General features: G+C 58.2%; 21 protein-coding genes and 1 pseudogene. 9 read left to right on the top strand and 13 right to left on the bottom strand.

What is annotated here, in order from left to right:
• Positions 1-517: 517 nt before the first annotated feature.
• The 8 genes and pseudogenes from AX756_RS20750 to AX756_RS20780 all read right to left on the bottom strand — a co-directional run bounded on the left by AX756_RS20750 (position 518) and on the right by AX756_RS20780 (position 4,374).
• Entirely contained in the window at positions 518-1,576 is a 1,059-nt protein-coding gene (locus tag AX756_RS20750) for a hypothetical protein (RefSeq protein WP_068316562.1), read from the bottom strand.
• Between the two features lie 66 nt (positions 1,577-1,642).
• Entirely contained in the window at positions 1,643-2,122 is a 480-nt protein-coding gene (locus AX756_RS20755; protein WP_068316564.1) for a DUF6362 family protein, read from the bottom strand.
• Positions 2,123-2,133: 11 nt separating this feature from the next.
• Entirely contained in the window at positions 2,134-2,643 is a 510-nt protein-coding gene (locus AX756_RS20760; protein WP_068316567.1) for a hypothetical protein, read from the bottom strand.
• A gap of 340 nt (positions 2,644-2,983) precedes the next feature.
• Positions 2,984-3,178 (bottom strand): annotated as a pseudogene (locus AX756_RS26805) (helix-turn-helix domain-containing protein); the annotation flags it as partial.
• Positions 3,175-3,573, bottom strand: a complete 399-nt coding sequence (locus AX756_RS20765) for a VRR-NUC domain-containing protein (RefSeq protein ID WP_068316568.1) — start codon at positions 3,571-3,573, stop codon at positions 3,175-3,177. The pseudogene AX756_RS26805 and the gene AX756_RS20765, both read right to left, overlap by 4 nt.
• Before the next feature lie 6 nt (positions 3,574-3,579).
• Positions 3,580-3,855, bottom strand: a complete 276-nt coding sequence (locus AX756_RS20770) for a hypothetical protein (RefSeq protein WP_068316569.1) — start codon at positions 3,853-3,855, stop codon at positions 3,580-3,582.
• A gap of 82 nt (positions 3,856-3,937) precedes the next feature.
• Entirely contained in the window at positions 3,938-4,063 is a 126-nt protein-coding gene (locus AX756_RS26670) for a hypothetical protein (RefSeq protein ID WP_269432971.1), read from the bottom strand.
• 68 nt (positions 4,064-4,131) lie between these two features.
• A complete protein-coding gene (locus AX756_RS20780; RefSeq protein ID WP_068316577.1) occupies positions 4,132-4,374 on the bottom strand; it encodes a transcriptional regulator in 243 nt (80 codons plus the stop codon).
• 748 nt (positions 4,375-5,122) lie between these two features.
• Here AX756_RS20780 and AX756_RS25780 point away from each other — a divergent pair.
• The 6 genes from AX756_RS25780 (at position 5,123) to AX756_RS20810 (ending at position 12,849) form a co-directional block, all read left to right on the top strand.
• Positions 5,123-5,302: a hypothetical protein gene (locus AX756_RS25780; protein ID WP_156461596.1), complete on the top strand. Its 180-nt coding sequence runs from the start codon at positions 5,123-5,125 to the stop codon at positions 5,300-5,302.
• 91 nt (positions 5,303-5,393) lie between these two features.
• Positions 5,394-5,591 (top strand): type II toxin-antitoxin system Phd/YefM family antitoxin, encoded by a 198-nt coding sequence (locus AX756_RS20790; RefSeq protein ID WP_068316580.1) that lies wholly within the window; start codon positions 5,394-5,396, stop codon positions 5,589-5,591.
• 130 nt (positions 5,592-5,721) lie between these two features.
• On the top strand, positions 5,722-8,754 hold the full coding sequence (locus AX756_RS20795) for a type I restriction endonuclease subunit R (RefSeq protein WP_156461597.1): 3,033 nt from the start codon (positions 5,722-5,724) through the stop codon (positions 8,752-8,754).
• Positions 8,754-10,073, top strand: coding sequence for a restriction endonuclease subunit S (locus AX756_RS20800; protein ID WP_068316582.1), 1,320 nt, complete (start codon positions 8,754-8,756; stop codon positions 10,071-10,073). Before AX756_RS20795 ends, AX756_RS20800 begins: the two co-directional genes overlap by 1 nt.
• Positions 10,070-11,218, top strand: a complete 1,149-nt coding sequence (locus AX756_RS20805) for an AAA family ATPase (protein WP_068316583.1) — start codon at positions 10,070-10,072, stop codon at positions 11,216-11,218. The genes AX756_RS20800 and AX756_RS20805 overlap by 4 nt, the downstream gene beginning before the upstream one ends.
• On the top strand, positions 11,215-12,849 hold the full coding sequence (locus tag AX756_RS20810; RefSeq protein ID WP_068316584.1) for a type I restriction-modification system subunit M: 1,635 nt from the start codon (positions 11,215-11,217) through the stop codon (positions 12,847-12,849). The genes AX756_RS20805 and AX756_RS20810 overlap by 4 nt, the downstream gene beginning before the upstream one ends.
• A 38-nt stretch (positions 12,850-12,887) precedes the next feature.
• Here AX756_RS20810 and AX756_RS20815 read toward each other — a convergent pair whose 3' ends face one another.
• The 5 genes from AX756_RS20815 to AX756_RS20835 form a co-directional block, all read right to left on the bottom strand.
• Positions 12,888-14,129 (bottom strand): tyrosine-type recombinase/integrase, encoded by a 1,242-nt coding sequence (locus AX756_RS20815; RefSeq protein ID WP_068316585.1) that lies wholly within the window; start codon positions 14,127-14,129, stop codon positions 12,888-12,890.
• A gap of 557 nt (positions 14,130-14,686) precedes the next feature.
• Positions 14,687-16,324: a recombinase family protein gene (locus AX756_RS20820; RefSeq protein ID WP_068316590.1), complete on the bottom strand. Its 1,638-nt coding sequence runs from the start codon at positions 16,322-16,324 to the stop codon at positions 14,687-14,689.
• 580 nt (positions 16,325-16,904) lie between these two features.
• Complete coding sequence (locus tag AX756_RS20825; RefSeq protein WP_068316594.1) at positions 16,905-17,987, bottom strand: tyrosine-type recombinase/integrase; 1,083 nt, start codon at positions 17,985-17,987, stop codon at positions 16,905-16,907.
• Entirely contained in the window at positions 17,974-19,647 is a 1,674-nt protein-coding gene (locus AX756_RS20830) for a site-specific integrase (RefSeq protein WP_068316598.1), read from the bottom strand. Before AX756_RS20830 ends, AX756_RS20825 begins: the two co-directional genes overlap by 14 nt.
• A 161-nt stretch (positions 19,648-19,808) precedes the next feature.
• On the bottom strand, positions 19,809-20,021 hold the full coding sequence (locus AX756_RS20835; RefSeq protein ID WP_068316599.1) for a helix-turn-helix domain-containing protein: 213 nt from the start codon (positions 20,019-20,021) through the stop codon (positions 19,809-19,811).
• A gap of 107 nt (positions 20,022-20,128) precedes the next feature.
• Here AX756_RS20835 and AX756_RS26140 point away from each other — a divergent pair, with 107 nt between their 5' ends.
• The 3 genes from AX756_RS26140 (at position 20,129) to AX756_RS25785 (ending at position 22,105) form a co-directional block, all read left to right on the top strand.
• Entirely contained in the window at positions 20,129-20,284 is a 156-nt protein-coding gene (locus AX756_RS26140; RefSeq protein ID WP_197431101.1) for a hypothetical protein, read from the top strand.
• A gap of 302 nt (positions 20,285-20,586) precedes the next feature.
• Complete coding sequence (locus AX756_RS20840) at positions 20,587-21,363, top strand: IS110 family RNA-guided transposase (protein WP_068316600.1); 777 nt, start codon at positions 20,587-20,589, stop codon at positions 21,361-21,363.
• Between the two features lie 553 nt (positions 21,364-21,916).
• Positions 21,917-22,105, top strand: coding sequence for a hypothetical protein (locus AX756_RS25785; RefSeq protein ID WP_139188479.1), 189 nt, complete (start codon positions 21,917-21,919; stop codon positions 22,103-22,105).
• Positions 22,106-22,140 lie beyond the last annotated feature (35 nt).

Raw genomic sequence — 22,140 nt, forward strand, 5'->3', positions numbered from 1 at the left:
CTCTCGTTATGACTGAGGGACCAACGGGGGGCAGGTCACCTCCCTCCCGATCATGCCATGAATATGCCCGCAAAACCGGCGGTTTGTCGCGCCGTTTATGATACGTGCTGCGCCGTCCGCGCGACGGATCGGACCCGCACGAAGCCGTCGAAGGCACCGATGAATCCGGGGTCTTGGGCGCCAGCGACGGCGAGCAGTCATCGATGCCCTTTGCAGGGCGCTGATAGGATTGATCTCAATTGGCCTGACCTCTGCGCGGCACAAAAGCCGTTGCTTCGGGATCTACTTGCACTTCGTGAACGTCCTGTTGCTGGGTCTTTTCTGCGTCCTCGTCCTGCACCGCCGCGAAGCTCGGCAAAACTGCCCACGCTCAAAGGCGAATGGTCGATCGCCGACGCGAGCGTTTTCGCAACCACAGCGAGTTCTACGAAAATTGGTACACTTCTGGGCCTAATAGCACCAACGCTCGCCGCTTTGCCGTGCATCCAACATCGGTCTAGCCCGCATTTCTCACGGTTCAATCGCCGCGGCGGACCTTCTGCTTGTCGGTGTCGGCCGTTCGACTCTTCGTCGTTTCTTCAGGATGTTCATATTTGTCGGCACGCAAGATGATGGCGTCCAGCACCTGGCTTTTCTTGACCTTCGCATTGATTTGCAGACGCACCGGAACCTTGTTCCATTCCGCGTCTTGAATGATCTGGCGGTCTTCGAGCGAAGACATCACCTCTTGGACGCTCGCTTGAAACGCCTCACCGCTGTCCATGTGCTCGACGTGCACCCGGAAACCATCCGGCACCGTCGTGTCGACTTTTCTGATGTAGTAAGCGCCATCCTTGCGTTCTTCTTCTGCGCTAGTGCGGGTTGAAGTCGTGATTGCCGAGGCCGCTCCCGCAGGCAAGTTAATGCCATTTACAACCGCATCGGTTTGCGAGGCATGACGAACCATCGATTGCTTGGCTCCGTCGGCTTCATCCTTCAATCCCTTCAATACAGGGGACTGTTGTATGGCACCCTGAATAAGAGCCTGCTTTTCTTTATCTCCTGCGGCGACGGTCTGGATCGTTTCGAGCGCCTGAATCATTGTCTTGTTGTTTGACTCGGCAAGCCGCTCTTCCTTTCTATTTTGGAGCCAAGAGCGCATGGTTGCTTGCCCGGCCCAAATGAGCGCCAATCCGACGATCACAATAGCAAGGGTTGTCGGGTCCATTTTGTCCACTGCTCCTGTCAGAACCTCGCCGATGACATCCATCAGTTGCGCTTCTTGATCGGAACTCCCGCTTTTGACTTTGACAATAAGTTCAAGTTCGTCCTTCTCGACGTCGGACAGAAGACGACCGTTCGCCTCACCATGCGCGACAAGCGCGTAGGAGCGATATATCGCAGCCTGCGCATCGATCCACCCGCGCATCATATAGGCGTTGAGAGCGGAATCGTATCGCTGATTGGGTATGTATAGCGTGGATTTTACCCAATCGCCGAGCTCGATGTCTTCAATACTGTCGATCTTGATGCGGCCGTGGACCAACCCATCCAGAACTTCCCAGGCCTCTTCCTCAGAGCGAATTTCAAATGCCATAAATACCACTGCGCCTTGTTTGTCGCGACGCTAGAGCAAAGGCACTGAATGATAAAGAGATTATGGCTACGCTTGATCGGTAGTAGAGCCGTCGACCCAGGTTTTTCCATTGGCCCTACGCCCCGACCGATCGCGCCGAGTCTTACCCAGCGCGCGGGAGAGTTGGATGAGTGCTGCCGACCAGCGACGCCAAGCCTGAGACCGTCCGAGCCCTACCGTACGACAGACCGTTCGCCAGCGATGACCATCCGCCCGCATCCAGACAATCCGCCGGTCTATGGCGGCGCGTCCCGGCTCGGGATGGTTGATCAGGCGCAACCAGTCGAGCGCCTCCTCCATGCGCTGGATCTCCGCCGCGTTGGGAACTACGCGCATCCGGGCTTCATGGTAGCCATAGGCGTGCTTTGCCTCCTGCACATAGGCCGGCCAGCTCGATCCGTAGCCAGATGGCCCGCTGCCTGGCGGGTTCGGCATCCGCTTCAGTGTCAGCGCAGCCTCTTCAAAGCGCTCCCCGATCTCCGTCGGTGTCAGGTTCCTGCTCGCCATGTTCGTTCCTTTCAGCCGGCTTTGCGTTCGGGCACGTGCCTCGCCTCGACGCCCAGCGCGTCGCGCACCATCCGCAGATAAAGCTGCCGCACCCGCATGATCGGCTCCGCCAGCTCGATGATGTGACCCGGTGTCGGCGCGAACGTGTTCGGCTCCCGGCGCCATTGCTGGCATGCCGCCAGGATGATGTCCGCCGGATACGACCGAAGATCCGTGATCCAATCCTCGAGAACTGCGGCGGCGGCATTCTCTGACAATGGCCGCGCTGGGTAGTGGTTGAGCAACCCGGTCACTGCCTGCCGCAGCTCACTCGTCGTCGCGGTTGACAACGAGGCGGACAGCGCGCGTTCGATCGCCACCATGTCGGCACGCTCCGCTGCCGGGATCGGATCGCGCACGCGCTCGTTCAGCGTCCTTCGCATCCACCCGCGCAACAGCTTCATCCCCGGCGCGTTCCCAGATCGAGGCAGCGGGTTTGCCGCCGTGGGCGGATCGTTGGCGTCGAACTGGTTCTCTTTCATTGCAAACTCCCTGCTGAGATCTATCGGCTCCTGAAGGGGGGTAAGGGGGGTAGGTTTCAGGAGTCGTATAAGAAGACGGTTCAAGGGGTGACTGGCAGTCACCGGGGTAGTGACCATCAGTCACCCTGGCGGTGTCTGGTGGGCACCCTGCGGCAGGGTGACAGGCTGTCACCCCGATAGTGGCCGCGTCCAGCAAACCCGCCAGATATTGCTCTTCGAGAACTGGATGCTCATCCGGTGTCCGAGGGCGACGACGGTCTTCGAACCCGACAAGCAGGAAAGCACTCGACTGCTGCGATCCGTTCGCGCGGCGCCGGTGCAGTTGTCGGACCAGACCACGTTGCTCGAGCAACTGCAGCCGCCGTATGACGCTGCGCTTGGAGCATCTGCAACGAGCTGCCAGCGTTGCCTGCTTGATCCACAGCACGCCGTATTCATCGGCATGGTTCGCCAACGTGACGAGGATGAACGCCTCGATGGGATCATCGAGATCTTCGACCGCATAGGCCCAGGTGATCGCCTGCACACTCATCATGGCGCTCCCGCAATACGGGTTCGGAAACCGTGCTTCGTGAGCGCGCCCAGCGCCTCATCGACGGATCGGACCATTGCCCAGGGCAGGCCCTGCGCCCGCACCATGTCGCGGAATGCGGCCTGCCGCTCCGACAGCAGTCCGGCTTTCGATTTCACCTCGAGGAACAGCACCTGTCCCTCCGAGATCACAAGCAGATCGGCAAAACCCGGATGAACGCCCATACCGACATTGATGGCCTGCGCGCGCTGGGCTTTCGGCCCACCGCGGATCTCATTGGCGCTATGGTGGACAATGGCCCCGCGTGGCAGGACTGTCCGCAGTGTCCGGACAATGAGGCGCTGGATGTCGGCCTCCGGATTTCCGCGCCGACCACCGATTGTGGAGGGAGCGCTCATCCCCGATCACCCCGCCGCCTCGACAAAGTGCCAGGTGGGAATCTGCGCCCGCATAACGGCCGAGCCACGCAACACGGTCGAGATCCGATTGTGGATGATCCGTTCGCCGGCCTCAACGCCGCGCCCGGCGATCAGGATGTTACAGGGAATGACCGTGTCCTCGGCCATGGCCTGAAGGAAGGCGGCGAAGTCCGAAAACTCCGTCTCGACTAGTTCATATTCGCGATCCGGTCGCGTTCGATACTCCGGACGTATCCAAGCCTGCACAGTAACCCCGTTCATTTGCAATACTCCCGCTGTGCCGCGTTCGGCGCGGCATTTTGTGTGGCATTTCGATGGACGAAGCGAAGCAGACGGTTGGAGATCACCATGTCGCGCGGGCCTCCGACTGCTCGATGATGGTCGGCAGCGCGATGCTCGTCCGCAGCGCCATATGCGCCAGCATCACGACCATGAGTGCCGCCGCCGCGGTTCCGGAAATAAATTTCACGCGGTTGTCCCATTGGGGGAGCAGTTTTCGACCGTCGCCATCCCTGGCGATCTCGTTCCGGAGCCGGATCATTTTCGCCCCTTCGCCTTCCTGTTCTCCTTGTCATGCAACCAGGCCCGCACGGACTCGACGCGGTAGAGAACCTTTCGTCCGGCTCGCACGCTGGGAGGGCCAATCCGACGCGTATCCCAGCGGCAAAGCGTATCCATCGAGACGGCAAGTTCGACCGCCAGTTCGGCGCGCGTGATCCAGCCGTCCAGGAGCCCGCGGTTTCCCGTTTCTGAGTTGCTGCCAGTTTCGTCTTCCTGCATCGCTTCAACCTCCAATTCAGATCTGAGGCTGAGAAAGACAGGTTGGCACGGGTGGCAGGGAGGCAAACGGCTCAAGAAACCGCGCCACCCTCAAAAACAACGGGGTTGGAGAGAGCGTTGCGGAGAAGCGCGCTCGTAACGGCAACCGGCAACGCCTCCGTCAACCTGTGCCACTCTGATCCGGTGGTTGCTAAACGTGTTGGTCGCGACTCGCACTGTTTTCCGATAGTTTCCGTTGGGTTATGTCTCCTGTCAGTTGCGGCCGTCAAAGCACGCACATAGATGAATTTGGGCATGCGATGGGGGCCGCACGTAGGGGCATGGACAAAAAATGGCATTACCACCTCGGGCCTTTTGGCCACTCCAAGATCTGGCAAACCGCTGGGATTGCCTCCGCTCGGACATCGTCCAATGGGCGCTCACGGATCATATTCAGATCAGCGCCGTCATCGATCCCACACTCTGCGACGGAGAAGCGCTGATCGGCCTCGTCAATATCTGTGCCGTCTGCCTGACACCGATGTTCCTCGCGAACCGCGAACGCTCAACACCCATCCGAGTCCGACGTATCGCACCACCCGGGTCTTGCGAGTGGAGGCACATAGTTGCGCCGCCGGAGGGCATTCTGTTGGATGCCCATGAGTTGATTGTGACGTCATCGGAGGTCGCTCGTTTCGAAGAAGAACATGAGGTTCTTCGGCGAGCGAACGGCACAAGTGGCTCCAGCACTCGATATGATTGGGAGGGCATGCTCGCCCATCTGGCTTTGCAGATCCATCGGCGAACGGTGCCGGAAACGCAGGGCGAGTTGGTCGCCGAGATGCAGCAGTGGTTCATCGACCGTTCGCCGAGTGCCGAAGCCCCGGACGAGCGGTCCATCCGCCGGCGGATCACGCCGCTCTGGCAGGCCATGCACGAGCGGGCGTGACGATTCTCCTTCGCTGATCTCGCGCAACGGCAGTTGTTGCAACTTGGGCCAATTTGGCCAACATTGCCGTTCGCATAGGGAAGGTCTCGCTATGAAAGTCTTGAGCGCAAAAGAAGCGAAGTATGGCTTCGGCCGGCTAGTCGACCTGGCCCGCGCTGAGCCAGTCATGGTCACCAAACATGGGAGGCCGGTTGTAGTGGTGATGGCGGTAGAAGAGTATGAGCGGTTGAAGAATTTCGAGATGGGCATGGTCGATGCTCGCCCAAGCGAGAGCGGGCGGAAGGAATGATGGACCAAGCATCTGCAAAGAACGTTGTCTCCTGCGTCAGCGACATGGAAGACAGCCTCGGCTCGCGTTCACATTTCGCGATGGGTGACCGTACCGACGTAGCACAACCCGAAACGTGTGAGGCCCCGCGATGGCGATGAACAAACCTGAACGCGATCTTGAAGAGGCCCTTCTCGCGAAGCTGCAAGACCTCAAGTATGAGTATCGCACGGACATCCGCGATCGAGCTGCGCTTGAAGCAAACTTCAGGGAAAAATTCGAAGCACTCAATCGCGTCACGCTCACCGACGGCGAGTTCAAACGGCTACTCGACGAGATCGTTACCCCGGATGTTTACGACGCCGCCCGGGCCCTTCGAAACCGGGAAGCGTTCATCCGAGACGACGGCACTCCACTCAATTACACCCTCGTCAACATTAAGGACTGGTGCAAAAACACCTTTGAAGTGATCAATCAGCTCCGGATAAATACTGATTATAGCCATCATCGCTATGATGTGATGCTCCTCATCAATGGCGTCCCTGTTGTGCAGATCGAGCTAAAGTCGCTTGGGATCAGCCCTCGGCGGGCAATGGAGCAAATCGTCGATTACAAGAACGATCCGGGGAACGGATACACCAAGACGCTCCTGTGCTTCGTACAGCTCTTTATCGTCAGCAACCGCACGGACACCTGGTACTTCGCCAACAACAATGTACGCCATTTCGCCTTCGATTCGGACGAGCGGTTCCTTCCGATCTACCAATTCGCGGATGACGACAACGCAAAGGTCACTCATCTCGACGACTTCGCTGACCGGTTCCTCGTCAAGTGCACGCTCGGCCACATGATCAGCAGGTACATGGTTCTGATCGCGAGCGAGCAGAAGCTAATGATGATGCGCCCCTACCAGATCTACGCCGTCAAGGCGATCGTTGACTGTATAGATCAGAACTGTGGCAACGGGTATATCTGGCACACGACCGGTTCCGGCAAGACGCTTACATCTTTCAAAGCATCGACGCTTCTGAAGACCAACGAGAGCATCCATAAATGCCTCTTCGTCGTTGACCGGAAGGACCTCGATCGCCAGACCCGTGAGGAGTTCAATCGGTTCCAAGAGAACTGCGTCGAGGAGAATACCAACACCGCAGCGCTTGTACGCCGCCTCCAATCAGACGATTACGCGGACAAAGTTATCGTCACTACGATCCAGAAGCTCGGATTGGCCCTCGACGAGAACAGCAAGCACAACAAGAAGAGCATCGCCCAAGGGCGGTCAACGTTCAAGCAGCGGCTCGAGCAGCTACGAGACAAACGGATGGTTTTCATCTTCGACGAGTGCCACCGGTCGCAGTTCGGCGAGAACCACAAAGCCATCAAGGAATTCTTTCCGAACTCACAGCTTTTTGGCTTCACCGGGACGCCGATTTTTCCGAAGAACGCGACCGTCAAGCAGATCGAGGGTGATGTCGCTACGCTTCGAACCACCGAGGACCTCTTTCAGAAAGAGTTGCACGCATACACTATCACGCACGCGATCGAAGATCGAAACGTCCTCCGCTTTCACGTCGATTACTACAAGCCAAAAGACGCCGCCGCCCTCAAGCCTGGTCAGACCTTTACGAAGCAAGCGGTCGCGCAGGCCATCCTCGACAAGCACGATGCCGCGACAGGAGGCCGACGCTTTAACGCGCTGCTGGCTACCGCATCGATTAACGACGCCATTGAGTACTACGAGGTCTTCAAGAAACTCCATTCCGAGAGCCAGGCCGCCGACCCCGAGTTCGTCCCCCTCAAGATTGCTGCCGTTTTTTCCCCACCTGCGGAAGGGAACAAAGACGTCAAGCAGATACAAGAGGATCTACCCCAGGAAAAAGAGGACAACCGACACGACCCTGAGGGCAAGAAGGCCGCGCTGAAGGCCATCATCGCCGACTACAACCAACGGTACGGCACGAACCACGACATAAACAAATTCGACCTCTACTATCAGGACGTTCAGCAGCGCATAAAGGATCAGCAGTTCCCCAACCGCGACCTGCCTCGCAAGGGCCAGGAAAAGATCGACATCACCATCGTCGTAGACATGCTTCTCACCGGATTCGACGCCAAGTTCCTCAACACGCTCTACGTCGACAAGAATCTCAAGCACCACAGCCTGATCCAGGCCTTCTCACGTACCAACCGCGTTCTTAACGCGACCAAGCCCTACGGCCACATCCTCGACTTCCGTGACCAGCAGAATAGCGTCGACGCTGCCATCGCGATGTTCTCCGGCGCTCAGGCTGACCGGGCCCGCGAGATTTGGCTGGTCGACAAGGCCCCCGTCGTCATCGACAACTACAAGCAAGCCGTCGCCGACCTCGGCGATTTCATGAAGTCACAGGGTCTCGAAGCCAAGCCAGATCAAGTGAATAACCTCATGGGCGACGACGCGCGTGCCCAGTTCATCAACCGTTTCAAGGAGGTCCAGCGCCTCCAGACGCAACTCGACCAGTACACCGACATCACGGACGAGCAGCGAGAGCAAATCGAACAGACCCTCCCCAAAGATGAGTTGCGCGCCTTCCGCGGCGTATATCTCGAAACCGCGCAGCGGCTGAAAGAGCAGCAGGGCAAGCCCGGTGGGGATGGCGAGCCCACCAACCCCGACGTCGACCAACTCGACTTTGAGTTCGTCCTCTTTGCCTCGGCTGTCATCGATTACGATTACATCATGAAGCTGATTGCGAAGTACTCGGGTCAGGACCCGAAAAAGGTCAAGATCAGCCGCGACCAGCTCATCGGCCTGATCCAGTCGGACGCCAAGTTTCTTGATGAACGGGAGGAAATCACCGAATACGTCCGCTCACTGACGGAAGGAGAAGCGCTTGATGAGGCTGCGATCCGCAATGGATACGAACAGTTTAAGGCCCGGAAGCAAAGGACAGAAATTGAGGAGCTTTCGCAGGCCCACGGCCTTACGACCGAGGCCCTCGCTGACTTCGTCGACAGGATCCTGCAGCGCATGATCTTCGACGGCGAACAGCTCACCGATCTGATGGCGCCGCTCGATCTGGGCTGGCGTGAACGGCGTGAGCGCGAACTGGCGTTGATGGCTGACTTGGTGCCGCTCCTGAATAAGCGAGCTCACGGACGGGACATCTCTGGTCTCGACGCATACGAGCACGGTGGCGCTTGATGACGGCGAAGAAAACACATCGGTTGGTTCCAAAGCTCCGGTTCCCAAGTTTCAGTGATGACGCCTTTTGGCTCGCAAAGCAACTGGATGAAATCTGCGATCGTGTGAATGAGACGGTAGGTGACACCCGCCTAACTCCAGTCAGTATTTCAGCGGGAAAGGGATTTGTACCGCAATCCGAAAAGTTTGGCAGAGACATCTCAGGTGCTCAGTATAGCAAATACATTCGGCTCCGCCGTGGTGACTTGGCGTATAATAGAGGTAATTCGAAGAGATTCCCTCAAGGCTGTGTCTATCAGTTGACGGAGCTCGACGAAGCGGCGGCGTCGAATGCATTCCACTGCTTTCGCTTGCATGACCATATCGAACCCAGCTTCGTGTTGGGTTTCTTTGAGGATAATGGTCATGGTCGCCAACTTATCCGACACATCACCAGCGGAGCCAGAAGCAATGGTCTTCTGAACATCAGCGCAGGGACTTTCTATGGAATTACGATCCCTCTTCCACCGACAGTGGCGGAACAGCAGAAGATTGCCGACTGCCTCGGTTCGTTGGACGATCTCATTGAGGCAGAGACCCGGAAACTCGATGCCCTGCGGCAGCACAAACAAGGGTTATTGCAGCAGCTTTTTCCCCAACCAGAAAAAAATCTGCCCGTTCTTCGCTTTCCTGAATTCCAGAACGAAAAAGAGTGGGAGGAGCTGAGCATCCAAGAGATGATGGACAAGAATCTAATTGTTGGCCATCTCGACGGGAACCATGGTGCGCTGTACCCAAGGGCCGAGGAGTTCACAGAGGACAAAGGCGGAGTACCCTACATTTCGGCGAACGACTTCATGAATGGCGAAGTCGATTTTTCAAAGTGCAGACGCCTTCCAATCGACAGAGCACGTCAGTTCAAGAAGGGGGTCGCCAAAGACGGGGACATTCTTTTCGCACACAACGCGACAGTTGGGCCGGTTGCAAAGTTGAGCATTGACCGTGATTTTGTAATCCTCAGCACAACTGCGACCTACTTTAGATGCAATGGCAAATTCCTGTCCAATGACTTCCTAAAATATGGCTTAGCGAGCCCGAACTTTGTCGCTCAATATTCAGGCGTTATGGCGCAGTCCACTCGGAACCAAGTGCCAATCACAGCACAGCGGAAGCTGAAATTGCAGCTTGCCGGTCTCCCTGAGCAGCAACGCATCGCCAAATGCCTCTCTGACCTAGACGCAGTACTTTCTGCACAAGTTCGTAGGCTTGACTCTCTTGTGAGCCATAAGAAGGGCCTTCTACAGCAGCTGTTTCCGTCCTTGGAGGGTCAGAAGCCGTGAGCAATACGCCGAAGGTCCATAAGTACAAGAATTTGAAAACCCTAGCGGGTAGGCTCCGCAGCGATCTCACGAACACCCAATGCGTTTTGCTTTACGCCTACAACCGAACCGGAAAAACGCGCTTATCTATGGAATTCAAGGACATCAGCAAGCGAAAGGCGAAAGGGATATCTGATACGCTCTACTTCAACGCGTTTACCGAGGATCTTTTCGTCTGGCACAATGACCTGGATGACGACACTGATCGGCACCTGAAAATTAACGAAAACTCCTCGTTCTTCGATGGCCTAAAGGACTTAGCGCTCGACGAGACCATCGCGGGCTACTTGTCACGTTATACAGATTTCGATTTTGATATTGATTATGAGAATTGGGTCGTGACCTTCCGAAAAGATGACGAAGAACGGATCAAGATTTCCCGTGGTGAAGAGAAGATCTTCATCTGGTGCATGTTTATGGCGATCTGTGAGAGGGCCATCGATGGACTGGCATCTTATGAGCGGGTCAAGCACCTCTACATCGATGATCCCATCTCCTCGCTGGACGATAATAATGCCATCGCCATCGCCTGTGACTTGGCCGCTCTCCTTCGCAAAGCTGCCTCTCGCAAAAACGCGCAGGGCGAGCCGGATCCGCTCCGCACTGTGTTCTCCTCGCATCACGCGCTTTTCTTCAATGTCATGTGCAACGAGATCGGGCGGACACGGGACGGTCAGGAAAAGGTCAGCACCAAGCGCTACTTTTTGCACCGGCCCGACTCCGACGGTACCTTCACTCTGCGAGCGACCAGCGATACACCGTACTTCCATCACGTCGCGACCCTCGCCGAGCTTCGAAAATGCGTTGAGTCCGGGACCCTGTATACCTATCATTTCAATGCGCTAAGAAGCATCCTCGAGAGAACGGCCAGTTTTCTCGGCCATGATGATCTGCGGATTTGCCTTGAGGGGCTGGAAGACGAAGTCCTTTACAACCGCGCTCTAAATCTTTTGAGCCACGGAAAATATGCCATCACAGAACCGGTTGAAATGGTTGAAGACAACAAAGACCTGTTCAAAAAAATTCTCACGGATGTTGTCGAGAAATTTGGTTTTGCAGTGCCCGACCTTGCTCCTGTAGCCCCCCAACCGAAAGCTAATCCATGACTGATCAGGACCAAAAACAGCTTGGCAAAACACTCTGGGCCATAGCCGATCAGTTGCGTGGTGCAATGAACGCGGATGACTTCCGTGACTACATGCTCGCCTTCCTCTTTCTGCGCTACCTCTCTGACAACTACGAGCAGGCGGCGAAGAAAGAACTCGGACGCGACTTCCCTGATCTTCCGGAAGACGTGCTGTTGAAGACGGGCGCCAACACGCAGCTTCAGGCATGGTATGAAGACAACCAGGAGGATGTCTCTGCCTTTGAAAAGCAGATGCGGCTCAAGGCGCATTATGTGATCCGCCCTGAGCATCTCTGGGCCAATATCGCCCACATGGCCCGCACTCAGGACAGCGAGCTGCTCAACACGCTCCAGACCGGCTTCAAATACATCGAGAATGAGTCCTTCCAGAGTACGTTCTCGGGCCTGTTCTCAGAGATCAATCTCGGCTCCGAGAAGCTCGGCAAGACCTACGCGGACCGGAACGCAAAGCTTTGCACAATCATTACGAAGATTGCCGAGGGCCTCGCGGAGTTCTCGACCGACAGCGACACTCTTGGCGACGCCTACGAGTACCTGATCGGCCAGTTCGCCGCAGGATCGGGCAAGAAGGCGGGGGAGTTTTACACACCGCAGCGGATTTCGGACATCCTCTCCGAGATCGTCACGCTCGACAGCCAGGAACCGAAGGCCGGCAAACGGAAACACCTCGCCAGCGTGATGGACTTTGCCTGCGGCTCGGGCTCCCTGCTGCTCAACGTGCGCAAGCGCATGGGGCCGCACGGAATCGGGAAGATCTACGGGCAGGAAAAGAACATCACCACCTACAACCTCTCGCGAATGAATATGCTACTGCACGGGGTGAAGGACTCTGAGTTCGAGATCTACCATGGCGACACGCTGACGAACGACTGGGACATGCTCCGCGAGACAAACCCAGCTAAGAAACCCTATTTTGACGCCGTGGTGGCCAACCCGCCGTTCAGCTACCGCTGGGACCCGACCGAAGCGTTGGGCGAGGACGTGCGCTTCAAGAACTACGGACTGGCTCCGAAATCGGCAGCTGACTTTGCGTTCCTGCTCCACGGGTTTCATTATTTGAAAGACGACGGTGTGATGGCGATCATCTTGCCGCACGGCGTGTTGTTTCGCGGCGGAGCTGAAGCGAAGATCCGCCGCAAGCTCCTGGATGACGGGCATATCGATACTGTCATCGGCCTGCCGGCGAACTTGTTCTACTCGACCGGCATCCCGGTCTGCATCCTGGTTTTGAAGAAGTGCAAGAAGCCCGAGGACGTACTGTTCATTAACGCATCCGAGCATTTCGAGAGAGGCAAGCGACAGAACTACCTTTCCGACGCTCATATTGCGACAATCATCGACACATACCAACAGCGTCCAAAGGAAATCGAGCGATACGCGAGGCGCGTGGAGATGGACGAGATTGAGGCCAATGACTTCAATCTGAACATCTCGCGCTACGTAAGCACGGCCAAGCCTGAGGTCGAGATCGACTTGTCAGCTACGCACGAAGAGTTGCTGGAAATCGAAAAGAAAATCCGAGAGGCGACTGTAAAGCACAACGCGTTTCTCAAGGAACTTGGACTGTCCCCGTTGCCAGGTTCCGATTGACCTGTCTACCCGGAAGCTTGGGCGCACCAATGGGAGGCTTACTCAGCCGCGTGGACAAGGCGCGGGCGTGATCGCATAGCCTCAGCCACAAAACCGACACCATCGCGAAGCGGCTGCTCGGCTAGATGGGCGTAGCGCTGCGTGGTCTTGGCTTGGGTGTGCCCGAGCAGCTTACCGATCATCGAAAGCGACGCGCCGCCCGAGGCAAGCAGCGAAGCGAATGTGTGCCGGAGATCGTGGATCCTCAACTTCGGCAGCTTCGCCTCCTTCTGGATCGCATACCAGAACTTCCGGATCTCCTGCACCGGCTGGCCCTCCACATCTCCGGGGAAGAGCCAAGGACAGCCGGCCGGGACTACCTCCTGCCGCAGTCGAATGAGTGCCACCGCATCGGGTGATATGGGCACCCGGTGGACCTTCCGCTGCTTGGTGGTCGCCGCCTGCTTGGTCCAGACCGCATAGTCCAGATTGAACTGCTCGAAGCGAGCTTGCCGCACCTCCCCGAGCCGGGCGCCGGTCAGCATGCAGAGACGGATGATGCCGGCCGCGCGCTGATCCTCCGCCGCCTCAAGCGCGGCACCCAGACGCCCGATCTCCTCGAGCGACAGAAACACCTCGCGCTCGGTCTCGGGACGCCGCCGAAAGCCCGCGGCCGGGTTGTCCTCGCGCATCTTCCATTTGATGGCGAGGTTGAACATCTTGCGCAGCACCTCGCCAACCCGGTTCGCACGTACCGGCGTGGGCCTTGCTGACTTGAGCGGCTTTTCACGTTTGCGCGTGGTCTTCTTCTTGGCCGGCCTCGCCCGACCTTCTGCAATCCTTGTGAGCAGGCGCTCGACATCTGCCGGGGTGATTTCTTCTACGAGCCGGTTCTTCCATTCGGGCTCCACGAACCTTCGCATCATCGAGACCTGATCAGCGCCATTGCGCTCCGACAGCGTCGGGACGTGTTCCTCGATGTAGCGTTCCACGAGCAAGGAGATGCGCGGCGCTTCCCGCGTCGCCTCACGGTTCGAAAGCGGGTCGTGTCCAGCCTCCATTTCCCGGCGCAGTTCCTTCGCGCGTTCCCGCGCCGCTACAACCGTCCAATCCGGCCAGCGCCCGATCGTGTACCGCCGCTGCCGGCCGCTCACGCGGTAGTTCAAGACAAATGCCTTGGTGCCGGAAGGCTGAACTGCCAGCGCGAAGGCAACCACCTCGGAGTCGAAGACCTGGTAGTATCGCCCGCGCGCCTCCGCGGCGCGCACCAGTTTCTCCGTAAGCCGTTGACGATCAGCCATTATTCCATCCTTATCCCGGTATCCAAGTGACGCTCTCTTGCGGCGCTCAATCAAGTCATTTCGCGTGGGAGCCTTATGAGCGTCTCACATGAGCCACTCGACAAGGCGCCAGGCCGCCGTGAACGCGGGTCGAGATTTCAAAGGCGTTCGGCTCACTCACCTCCTGCCGTCCGATGTCTCGAATCACGCAGGGACTGGATAGTCCGTGGGAAGGGGTGGCAGGGTGGCACGCGGGCGAGAGAGCTGTGCCGGCACGAAAACACAGGGGATCTGGATCGGGAGGGCGTGCGGCTCCGGCAACCGGCAGAAGTGCCGTTTGGGCTTGCCATCAGATCTGCGGGAAACAAGTCTGCACCGGGCCGGTCGCGAAGCCCAGATCGGTCCCGCGAATTTCTGCTCACCGCCTGCTCACCCAGCTTACGCAGTTTTGTGCGGTTCAGGTTCCGCCCAGCGCCGTTCAATGTCGCTGGATGTCGTTACTACCTTCTAGCAATTACAACAGGTTAGGTGGCAAGTATCTGATTTCAATATATATTCTACCTTCGGCATGGGTAGGCTCATAACCTGAAGGTCGTAGGTTCAAATCCTACCCCCGCAACCATTGTTATCGAACAGCCCGTGGCATCGCCGCGGGCTTTCGATTTTTGGGACAGCGCCATCAGCCCAGCGAGTTCACCAACCAGTTCGATCTGGAGGCTATCGCCTTCTGGAACCATACGAATTTCGGAGATCAGGCTGCGGATGTGCTCGGACGCGGCGGTCCGAAGATCGGGGTTGTTCAATGACTCGGTCAGCTTGGCGACCTTCGCGCGATAGACGTCTGAGAGCCCGGGGTGCAGGCGGACCGGCACGTCAGCATCAAAAGTCGCCAATTCGGTTTCGAGTGCCGCTTTCTCCTGTTCAAGGGCGGTGAGCTTGTCCTTCATGCTCTCGTGGAACATGCCGTCGCAGATCCGGTCGACCAACTGGTCGATCCTGCGTTTCACGCCGGCGAGTTTGCGCTCCGCCTTGCTCTTGTCTTTCGTGATCTCACCCGCGAGCCGGTTGTACTCCGCCTGATACTCTGTGACGAAGGCCGCGATCAGGTCCGGGTGCAGGAGTTGATCCTTCAGGCCGCCGAGCACCGTGTCTTCGAGCCGGTCACGCCGGACCGTCATCTTGTTGTCGCAGGTTCCCTTGTTCCGCGCATTTGCGCAGCCGTAATAGGTCTTGCCGACAAGGGTGAACCCACCGCCACAGCAGCCGCATTTGACCAGACCTGAGAAGAGGTAGGCGGGTCGCTTTGCGCGTTCCGAGCGGACGACGCCCTCGCTGATCACAGTGCTACGTGTGGCCTTCTGGCGGGCCTTGACCTTCTCCCAGAGTTCGTTCGGAACAATGCGCAACTCAGGCACATCTTTCTTAACCCATTGCTCGGGCGTGTTCATCCGGGCCTGCCGTCGGCCTGTGGCAGGGTCTTTCAGGAAACGCTGACGGTTCCAGACGAGACGCCCGACATAGAGTTCGTTGTTAAGGATGCCGGTCCCACGCCGCCAGTTCCCATAGATCGTCGACATGCCCCAACCCCGACCGCGCGGGCCGTCGATCCCCTCGTCGTTGAGCCGTCCAGCGATGGCGCGGGGGCTATGACCATCGACATACTCCTGGAAAATCCGACGGACGATATCGGCCTGTTCTTCGTTGATGGTCCTATCGCCGGTCGAGACGTTTCCATCGCTGCCGATAGAGCGAAGGACGTCATAGCCATAGGTCACACCACCGGCAGATTTGCCGTTCTGAACTCGGCCTTCCAAACCGCGATGCGTCTTCAACGCGAGATCCTTCAGGAACAGGCTGCTCATCGTGCCCTTCAGCCCGATATGGAGTTCCGAGATCTCGCCTTCGGCGACCGTCACGATGGAAATCCCCTGGAACCGTAGCTGCTTGAAGAAGGCTGCAATGTGCTCCTGGTCGCGGCTGATCCGGTCGAGCCCTTCGGCCACGGCGACATCGAACCGGCCGTCGCGGGCATCTTGCAGCATCTGCTGATAGCCTGGCCGTAGGTGCGATGCCCCGCTGAGACCCGCGTCAGCGTAGGTCTGCGCTGTCGTCCACCCGTTCTGTTCGATCAGTCGGCGGCAGATGCGGAACTGATCCTCGATGGAGGCTTCGCGTTGCATTTCGGTGGAGTAGCGGGCGTAGATCGCTGCGCGCATGGTTCGGGCCTTTCGTCGGTCGTGGCCTCGGGACGCAGAAGAGCGCCAAAAGGCCGCTGGCCCATCCAATTCTAGGCATATTCGCCTTTGTGTCTGCAACTTTCGATTGCACCCCGGTGCAATGAAACCGGCGTTTCAAAACGGCATTTGGGAAGATTGGGAGCGGGACAATCCGCCACCCTAAAAGGCGGAAACACGGATTGGAGATGGATGTCAGAGACCGATGACAACATCGACAACCGGCTTCAAACCTGTCAGAGAAAGAAACGAGCAGCCTCCGACATCCTGATTGAAAGCTATCCGGCAGCGTCATCCTCGTCAACAATTAGTTATTTTAAATCAATATATTATAATCGCGCAGGCTACATTTGTAGACCATGTTTCGGATGCCTCATCAAACCCTTGGTTGCCTGGTTTATCGGTCTCCCACTTTGGAGATCCGAAGCCGAAGAATCGCGGGGCATCATCCGATCCAGAATGCAGATCATGCCATCTCGAATGTATTGCACCCAGGTTCAATGGGATCGGTATTTGGCCCACACAGGTGATCCGCTGAGATGGGCCGGAAGAATTGACCGAGCTACTTTCCTCGACGTGACCGGCGTCGCTTCGGTTTTCCCGCCAAGATGCTGTCCACGATGCCCTGCAGTTCATCGCAACTCTTGATCCCTGTCGCGCGGTTGTAGTGCTTGTCCGCCATCGCCATGGTCGAGTGGCCCAGCAGGTCGCGGATGATGGTGACATTCTCGGGGTCTGCCTCGGCAATCGAGGTGGCAGCGATATTTCGAAACGCGTGAGTCCTGAACTCCAATCCAAGGTGACGCATGATCACCTTGGGCAATTCGCGAGAGAGGCCGTCCGGTTTCAGGGATTCGCCATACTGGCTGATCCAGAACGCGTCGGAAAACTTCCCCGCGAGCAGGATTCGCCGGTGAACCTCTAGATAGGCTCGCATCGGTTCGACCAGTTCCTGAGGCACCGAAAACCGGCGCGCTTTCTGATCCTTCATGTCTTCGCTTCCGAAGCGCAACTCGAACCCTTGGCCCGTCGGCACGACATGTTGCCCAACCTGCATCGCCAGAAGCGCGCGGCGACGCACCGGGCGGGCGATGAGCAGGCCGATCATCAGCGCCTGCCGGAAATGTACCGCCTTCCGAAGCGGGTGCGAGGTCTCATCCGCCTCCACCTCGGCCAGACGCGTCAGGCTCCAGTGGAAGATTTCTCCAGCCGAAATCGGAAGAGCCGGTGGGAGGCTGCGGCGGTCCGCCAGTTTCTGGTAGCGCTTCACGACCGTGTTCAACCAAGACCAGTCGCCCTTCGGGGCAAGCGCCTTCGCGATGACCATCAGGTCGAGGAGCAGGCCTGCCGTCGATTTCGGTTTGTACCTGCCCTGACATTCCGCGAGATAGCGTCGAACGGTCGGTTCGGTGATGCGTGCCACCGGGTCTTGTTCCAGAAGATCCGGGACCTCTCGCATCAGGAACGACAGCCACTGGCCGTAACTCTGCCGGCGTTTGCGGCGACTGCCTTCCGACCAATGCGCGCACGGGCCGACGTCGTCGAACAGATCTCCTTCAACAAAAAGGCTCTCCCAGGCGGTGCGTTCCGCCTGGGGCCAGTTGTCGAACTTCAGTACGCGGGGCACAGGATCAATCTTGGTCATCACGGCCTCCCCATTTCGCGAGTACGACCTGATCATAGTGCTCGTGCGCCCACTGGTTCGAGATCTCCGCGTAGAAGTCGATGGTCGTCTGAAGGCGTTTGTGTTTCAGCAGCCGGCGGACTGTCTCGAAATCGCCAGGGCGTTCCTTGAGGTAGAGCTTGCTCGTGAGGTGACGGAAGAGGTGTGGGTGCATCTCCAGACCGGTTTCCCGATAGACGGCACGGGTCAGCTCCTGCCCGAAATTGTCCGAGCCGCGCGGCGTTCCGTCCGTGGCCTTCGGGAAGAGCGCCGTTCCCTGCGCCCGCGACACCAAAGGGCGATAGACAGTGATGTAGCGGTGCAGCAAACGCGAAACGCGATTGTTGAGCCGGAACTCGATAGGTTCGCCGTTCTTCACCTCAATGCCCTCGATCCGGATCGTGTAGCGGGTGTGCGTGCCGCTGCGATGCGCCTTGATATGGCGTTCCAGATCCAGACTGGCGAGGTTCTTGGCGCGCACCGGGCAGGACAGCAGAATGGCGATGGCGACGGCGTGCATGGCAGCCAGCGCCGCCTTGCGGTTGCGCGGCGACCGGTCCGCCTCGTCCATCAACGTCGCCGGAAGCCCGACGATGCGCAGCACATTCTCCCAGTCGTTGAACTGCGCAAGGCGGTCGCTGTTCTTGGCGCTCATTCCCTTCGGCTTGGTTGTAACCTTCTTCTTGATCGCGAGGACTGCCTTGAGATCCAACTCGGACAGATCGAGGCGGTAACGTGCGATAGCCACCAGCGTTGCGGCGATATTGTTGCAGGCGGGCGGGATCTTGTCGGACGGTGCCCGTTTCATGATCACGCGGAATGCCGCCTTCATGTTTTCAGCCGTCACGACATCCACCAGCGATTTCATACCGGTCGGTTCCTCGCCAGCTTCCGCCAACGCATCGAGGAACTGACGCAGATGGGCCTCGACGTTGCGGACCGAAGTCGGGCGCAGCGCCTCATCCGGCCCGCTCGTGTCGAAGGGGTCGTCGTGACGGAGCCGCCCGAGATAGGTCTGGATTTCCGCCTGGAGCGGTTCCGGGTAGGTCGACAACGGGCGGCAGCGATGGCTACCACCCTTCTCGTAGGACAGGCAAGGGAACGGCAGGTCGTTGCGTTTGACAATACCGTTCCAGATCTGGGCCATCTCCTTGCACAGCTTCGCCGGGTCCTTGGTCAGCAGGCGCGCGTCCAGATGGCCCTGGAATTCCGCCATCACCTCGTCCGTGACATCTGCAGGCTGAAGGCCGCGCCATGCGCAGTAGGACGCGAGACGCGACAGGCTCCAGACCTGATGCTTGGCTTCCGCGGCCAGGAAGAATTCCTCCCAGGCAACGGTGCGGGGGACCTTGGGTGCATTCCGCGGGATCGCCCGGGCAGAGCGGAGGGCGGTGGCGAGGTTCGTCTTGATGTTGGCCAGAGTGTGCGCGGTAATATGGTGCTGTGCGGGGTGGATGCGGTCGAGATACATCCGCAGACCCGGCGCGTCGCAGGGCAGGTCGGCAGGTGCGCGGCCCAGCATCTCGGCCACGCGCCGGACGGCGGAAACCTGGTCGCGGTGGCGAGTGGAGCCGCCATCTCGGATGGTCAGCCGATCAAGAACGTCGGCGAGGGATTGGGGTTTTGTCATGTCAAAGGGCATTGGTGATCTCCATTGATGAGTTGGATTGTGGGAGCTTTGGTGAAATGTGTGGACACGGTGGCCCTCGGGCGGACATTCGGGAGAACACAGTCACGAATTTATACCCGAAGTCCGTGGACCCGTTTTCCCGACACCCAAGAAAACCGCCCCAGAAGAGGACATTAGAGGACATCGGCCAGACCCCGGTTGCCGCGGGCGGCTGCGAGGGCTTTCAGGTCGGCCCGCGCGATCCGCCAGTGACCTCCGGGCTTGGTGGCGGCCAGTTCGCCGGCGTCGATCCATCGTCGAACCGTTTTCGGGCAGATGCGGAAAAGGGCAGCGACCTCCTTGACCGTGAGGTACTTGGCATGCGGGTCGAAAGGCAGGTCAGCCATTGGTGACCTCCCCGTCGCGATGCGTGGCAAAATCCGACCGGGCCGCCTCGCGCGCCATCACGCGCACGAGCGCCACCAAGGCTTCATTGATCGGGAGGGAGGGTGCGGTGCACCTCGGTTCACTGGGAGCACATGTCATTGTGCAGGTCCTTCTGGAAGAACCGCTCGTGACGATAAACCTGAGAAACCGGCGCGGGCTACAGCCCAAATGCCAGTTTCACACCGCTCATGCGGTGCCGATCATCGCCAGCGAGTGCTCCTGAAGGTGCTCCCTGCGGGCCGGCTTCTTGGCCGTTGTGAATGAAACTCAGATCCAAGATGGCCGACTGGCCGGTGGCCATAGGCCCATTTGGAGCAGAGACGAGGACAAGGACGCCCTTCGTGACCCATACCTAGCAAGCAGACATTGCCAAATTGGTTAATTCATCGAACAGCTCGTTGGTCAAAGGACGGAAACCTTCGGCGGCAACCGGCCCTTATCGGATGAGGTGGATGGCTCCTGCTCCACCGGCATCGAACGTGCCAAAGTGCAGTTATTATCGACTGCGAGGAAAGGAGCCATCCAATGACAGTAAAGACGGTGGGCCTGGATTTGGCCAAGGACGTTTTTCAGGTGCACTGCGTTTCGGCTACCGGGCGTAAGATCATCAACAAGAAAATCAAACGCGCGAAGCTGCTCGCCATCCATCGTGCGCGGGATCTGGTCGTCCGCCAGCGCACCCAAGTGGTGAACATGATCCGCAGCATCCTTCGCGAGTTTGGTCACATCCTGCCGACGGGCATCGAGGCCGTTTCCAAATTCGCGCGGGAGCACGGCACCGAAGACCAATTGGAGATGCCTGAGATCGCGGACGGCATTCTCGGCGTAATGTGCTATCAGCTGAACGGCCTCAATGAGCGGGTCGATGGGCTGACCAAACTGATCGAGCAACATGCATGGCTGGATGCCGATGCAAGGCGACTGATGCGCATGCCTGGGATCGGCCCAATCACGGCATCAGCGATTGTTGCCACCATTGGTGATGCTCACCAGTTCAGGACGGGCCGCGATCTGGCCGCTTGGCTGGGGCTGACCCCGCTCAACAAATCCAGTGGTGGCAAGGAACGTCTCGGACGGATCACCAAGAAGGGTGACCGCTATATCCGCAAGCTTCTGATTGTCTGGATGACATCACGCGCGCTGACGGCTAGGAATAAGCCCGAAAAGGCGGACACCTGGACCGCGAAAGTGCTCGCCGAGAAACCCTTCAGGCTCCCTACTGTAGCCATGGCCAACAAGTCCGCCCGGATCATCTGGGCAATACTGACAAAACGAGAAGAATACCGGCAGCCAATCGCCTGATGCTGCCAAGAGATGCAAGACGCTTGATGTGATGATGCGAAATGAAGTCAACCAAAAGTAAGGACACTCCGTCGAACGGCATGGCCCCCGAGGTCGTTAAGCCGATTGGAACCTTACTTGCGGAACTCATCAAGGCCAGTGGCAACCGCCACACTAACAGGCCGGACACACGACTGTACTGACAGACCATCGCGACCACAGAAATCTCTTGCAATGCAGGAGCCATCCACACACGCCGTTTCCCGATAGCTCAAACGCCGCGTTGCAGCTTCCGCGTTGCGGTCATTCGTGCAACGCGCAGCATTTTTGGAGAATGATTGACGACAGAGCGAGCTATCCCATCCTTCGTGCAAGCGACCCGAACCGACGGGAACGGCCTTTGGCCAGCCTTGGTGGGTTTGTATTGCGCTTTGGGCCAGCGATCGCATTGCTGCGGTTCATTCACAGCCCGGCTTAGCAACCGCTGCGATTTGCCATCATCTCCTGAGAAGCCGCTCTGAACTCGTTCCAGTTCAATTGAGATCGGTTCTGACCCACGGACCGATAGTGACGATTGAAGAGAGAAACCGACGACTGGCAGGACTATCTGTCCGACAAGGGCAAAGCTGAACAGTTTCTGCCATGGCTGGCGTTTCTTGTTGTCGCACGCCATCAAACTTACGACCTTCCAGTGTCGATGGCTCGGCGGGGGGCTGGCAAAAAACGTGCCTTGATTGTGCGCGGTAAACGAATGGTTTCGTAGAGGTGGACGCCTACGGAACAGTTGTAAGATCACGC

The sequence above is a fragment of the Aliiruegeria sabulilitoris genome, from assembly GCF_001558155.1.
In the GTDB taxonomy this organism is placed as follows: domain Bacteria; phylum Pseudomonadota; class Alphaproteobacteria; order Rhodobacterales; family Rhodobacteraceae; genus Tropicimonas; species Tropicimonas sabulilitoris.

What these genes read in the sequence shown, in the direction of transcription:
- AX756_RS20750 (WP_068316562.1), bottom strand. Translation starts at nt 1,576, where the DNA reads ATGGCATTTGAAATTCGCTCTGAGGAAGAGGCCTGGGAAGTTCTGGAT.
- AX756_RS20755 (WP_068316564.1), bottom strand. Translation starts at nt 2,122, where the DNA reads ATGGCGAGCAGGAACCTGACACCGACGGAGATCGGGGAGCGCTTTGAA.
- AX756_RS20760 (WP_068316567.1), bottom strand. Translation starts at nt 2,643, where the DNA reads ATGAAAGAGAACCAGTTCGACGCCAACGATCCGCCCACGGCGGCAAAC.
- AX756_RS20765 (WP_068316568.1), bottom strand. Translation starts at nt 3,573, where the DNA reads ATGAGCGCTCCCTCCACAATCGGTGGTCGGCGCGGAAATCCGGAGGCC.
- AX756_RS20770 (WP_068316569.1), bottom strand. Translation starts at nt 3,855, where the DNA reads ATGAACGGGGTTACTGTGCAGGCTTGGATACGTCCGGAGTATCGAACG.
- AX756_RS20780 (WP_068316577.1), bottom strand. Translation starts at nt 4,374, where the DNA reads ATGCAGGAAGACGAAACTGGCAGCAACTCAGAAACGGGAAACCGCGGG.
- AX756_RS25780 (WP_156461596.1), top strand. Translation starts at nt 5,123, where the DNA reads ATGCTCGCCCATCTGGCTTTGCAGATCCATCGGCGAACGGTGCCGGAA.
- AX756_RS20790 (WP_068316580.1), top strand. Translation starts at nt 5,394, where the DNA reads ATGAAAGTCTTGAGCGCAAAAGAAGCGAAGTATGGCTTCGGCCGGCTA.
- AX756_RS20795 (WP_156461597.1), top strand. Translation starts at nt 5,722, where the DNA reads ATGGCGATGAACAAACCTGAACGCGATCTTGAAGAGGCCCTTCTCGCG.
- AX756_RS20800 (WP_068316582.1), top strand. Translation starts at nt 8,754, where the DNA reads ATGACGGCGAAGAAAACACATCGGTTGGTTCCAAAGCTCCGGTTCCCA.
- AX756_RS20810 (WP_068316584.1), top strand. Translation starts at nt 11,215, where the DNA reads ATGACTGATCAGGACCAAAAACAGCTTGGCAAAACACTCTGGGCCATA.
- AX756_RS20815 (WP_068316585.1), bottom strand. Translation starts at nt 14,129, where the DNA reads ATGGCTGATCGTCAACGGCTTACGGAGAAACTGGTGCGCGCCGCGGAG.
- AX756_RS20820 (WP_068316590.1), bottom strand. Translation starts at nt 16,324, where the DNA reads ATGCGCGCAGCGATCTACGCCCGCTACTCCACCGAAATGCAACGCGAA.
- AX756_RS20825 (WP_068316594.1), bottom strand. Translation starts at nt 17,987, where the DNA reads ATGACCAAGATTGATCCTGTGCCCCGCGTACTGAAGTTCGACAACTGG.
- AX756_RS20830 (WP_068316598.1), bottom strand. Translation starts at nt 19,647, where the DNA reads ATGCCCTTTGACATGACAAAACCCCAATCCCTCGCCGACGTTCTTGAT.
- AX756_RS20835 (WP_068316599.1), bottom strand. Translation starts at nt 20,021, where the DNA reads ATGGCTGACCTGCCTTTCGACCCGCATGCCAAGTACCTCACGGTCAAG.
- AX756_RS20840 (WP_068316600.1), top strand. Translation starts at nt 20,587, where the DNA reads ATGACAGTAAAGACGGTGGGCCTGGATTTGGCCAAGGACGTTTTTCAG.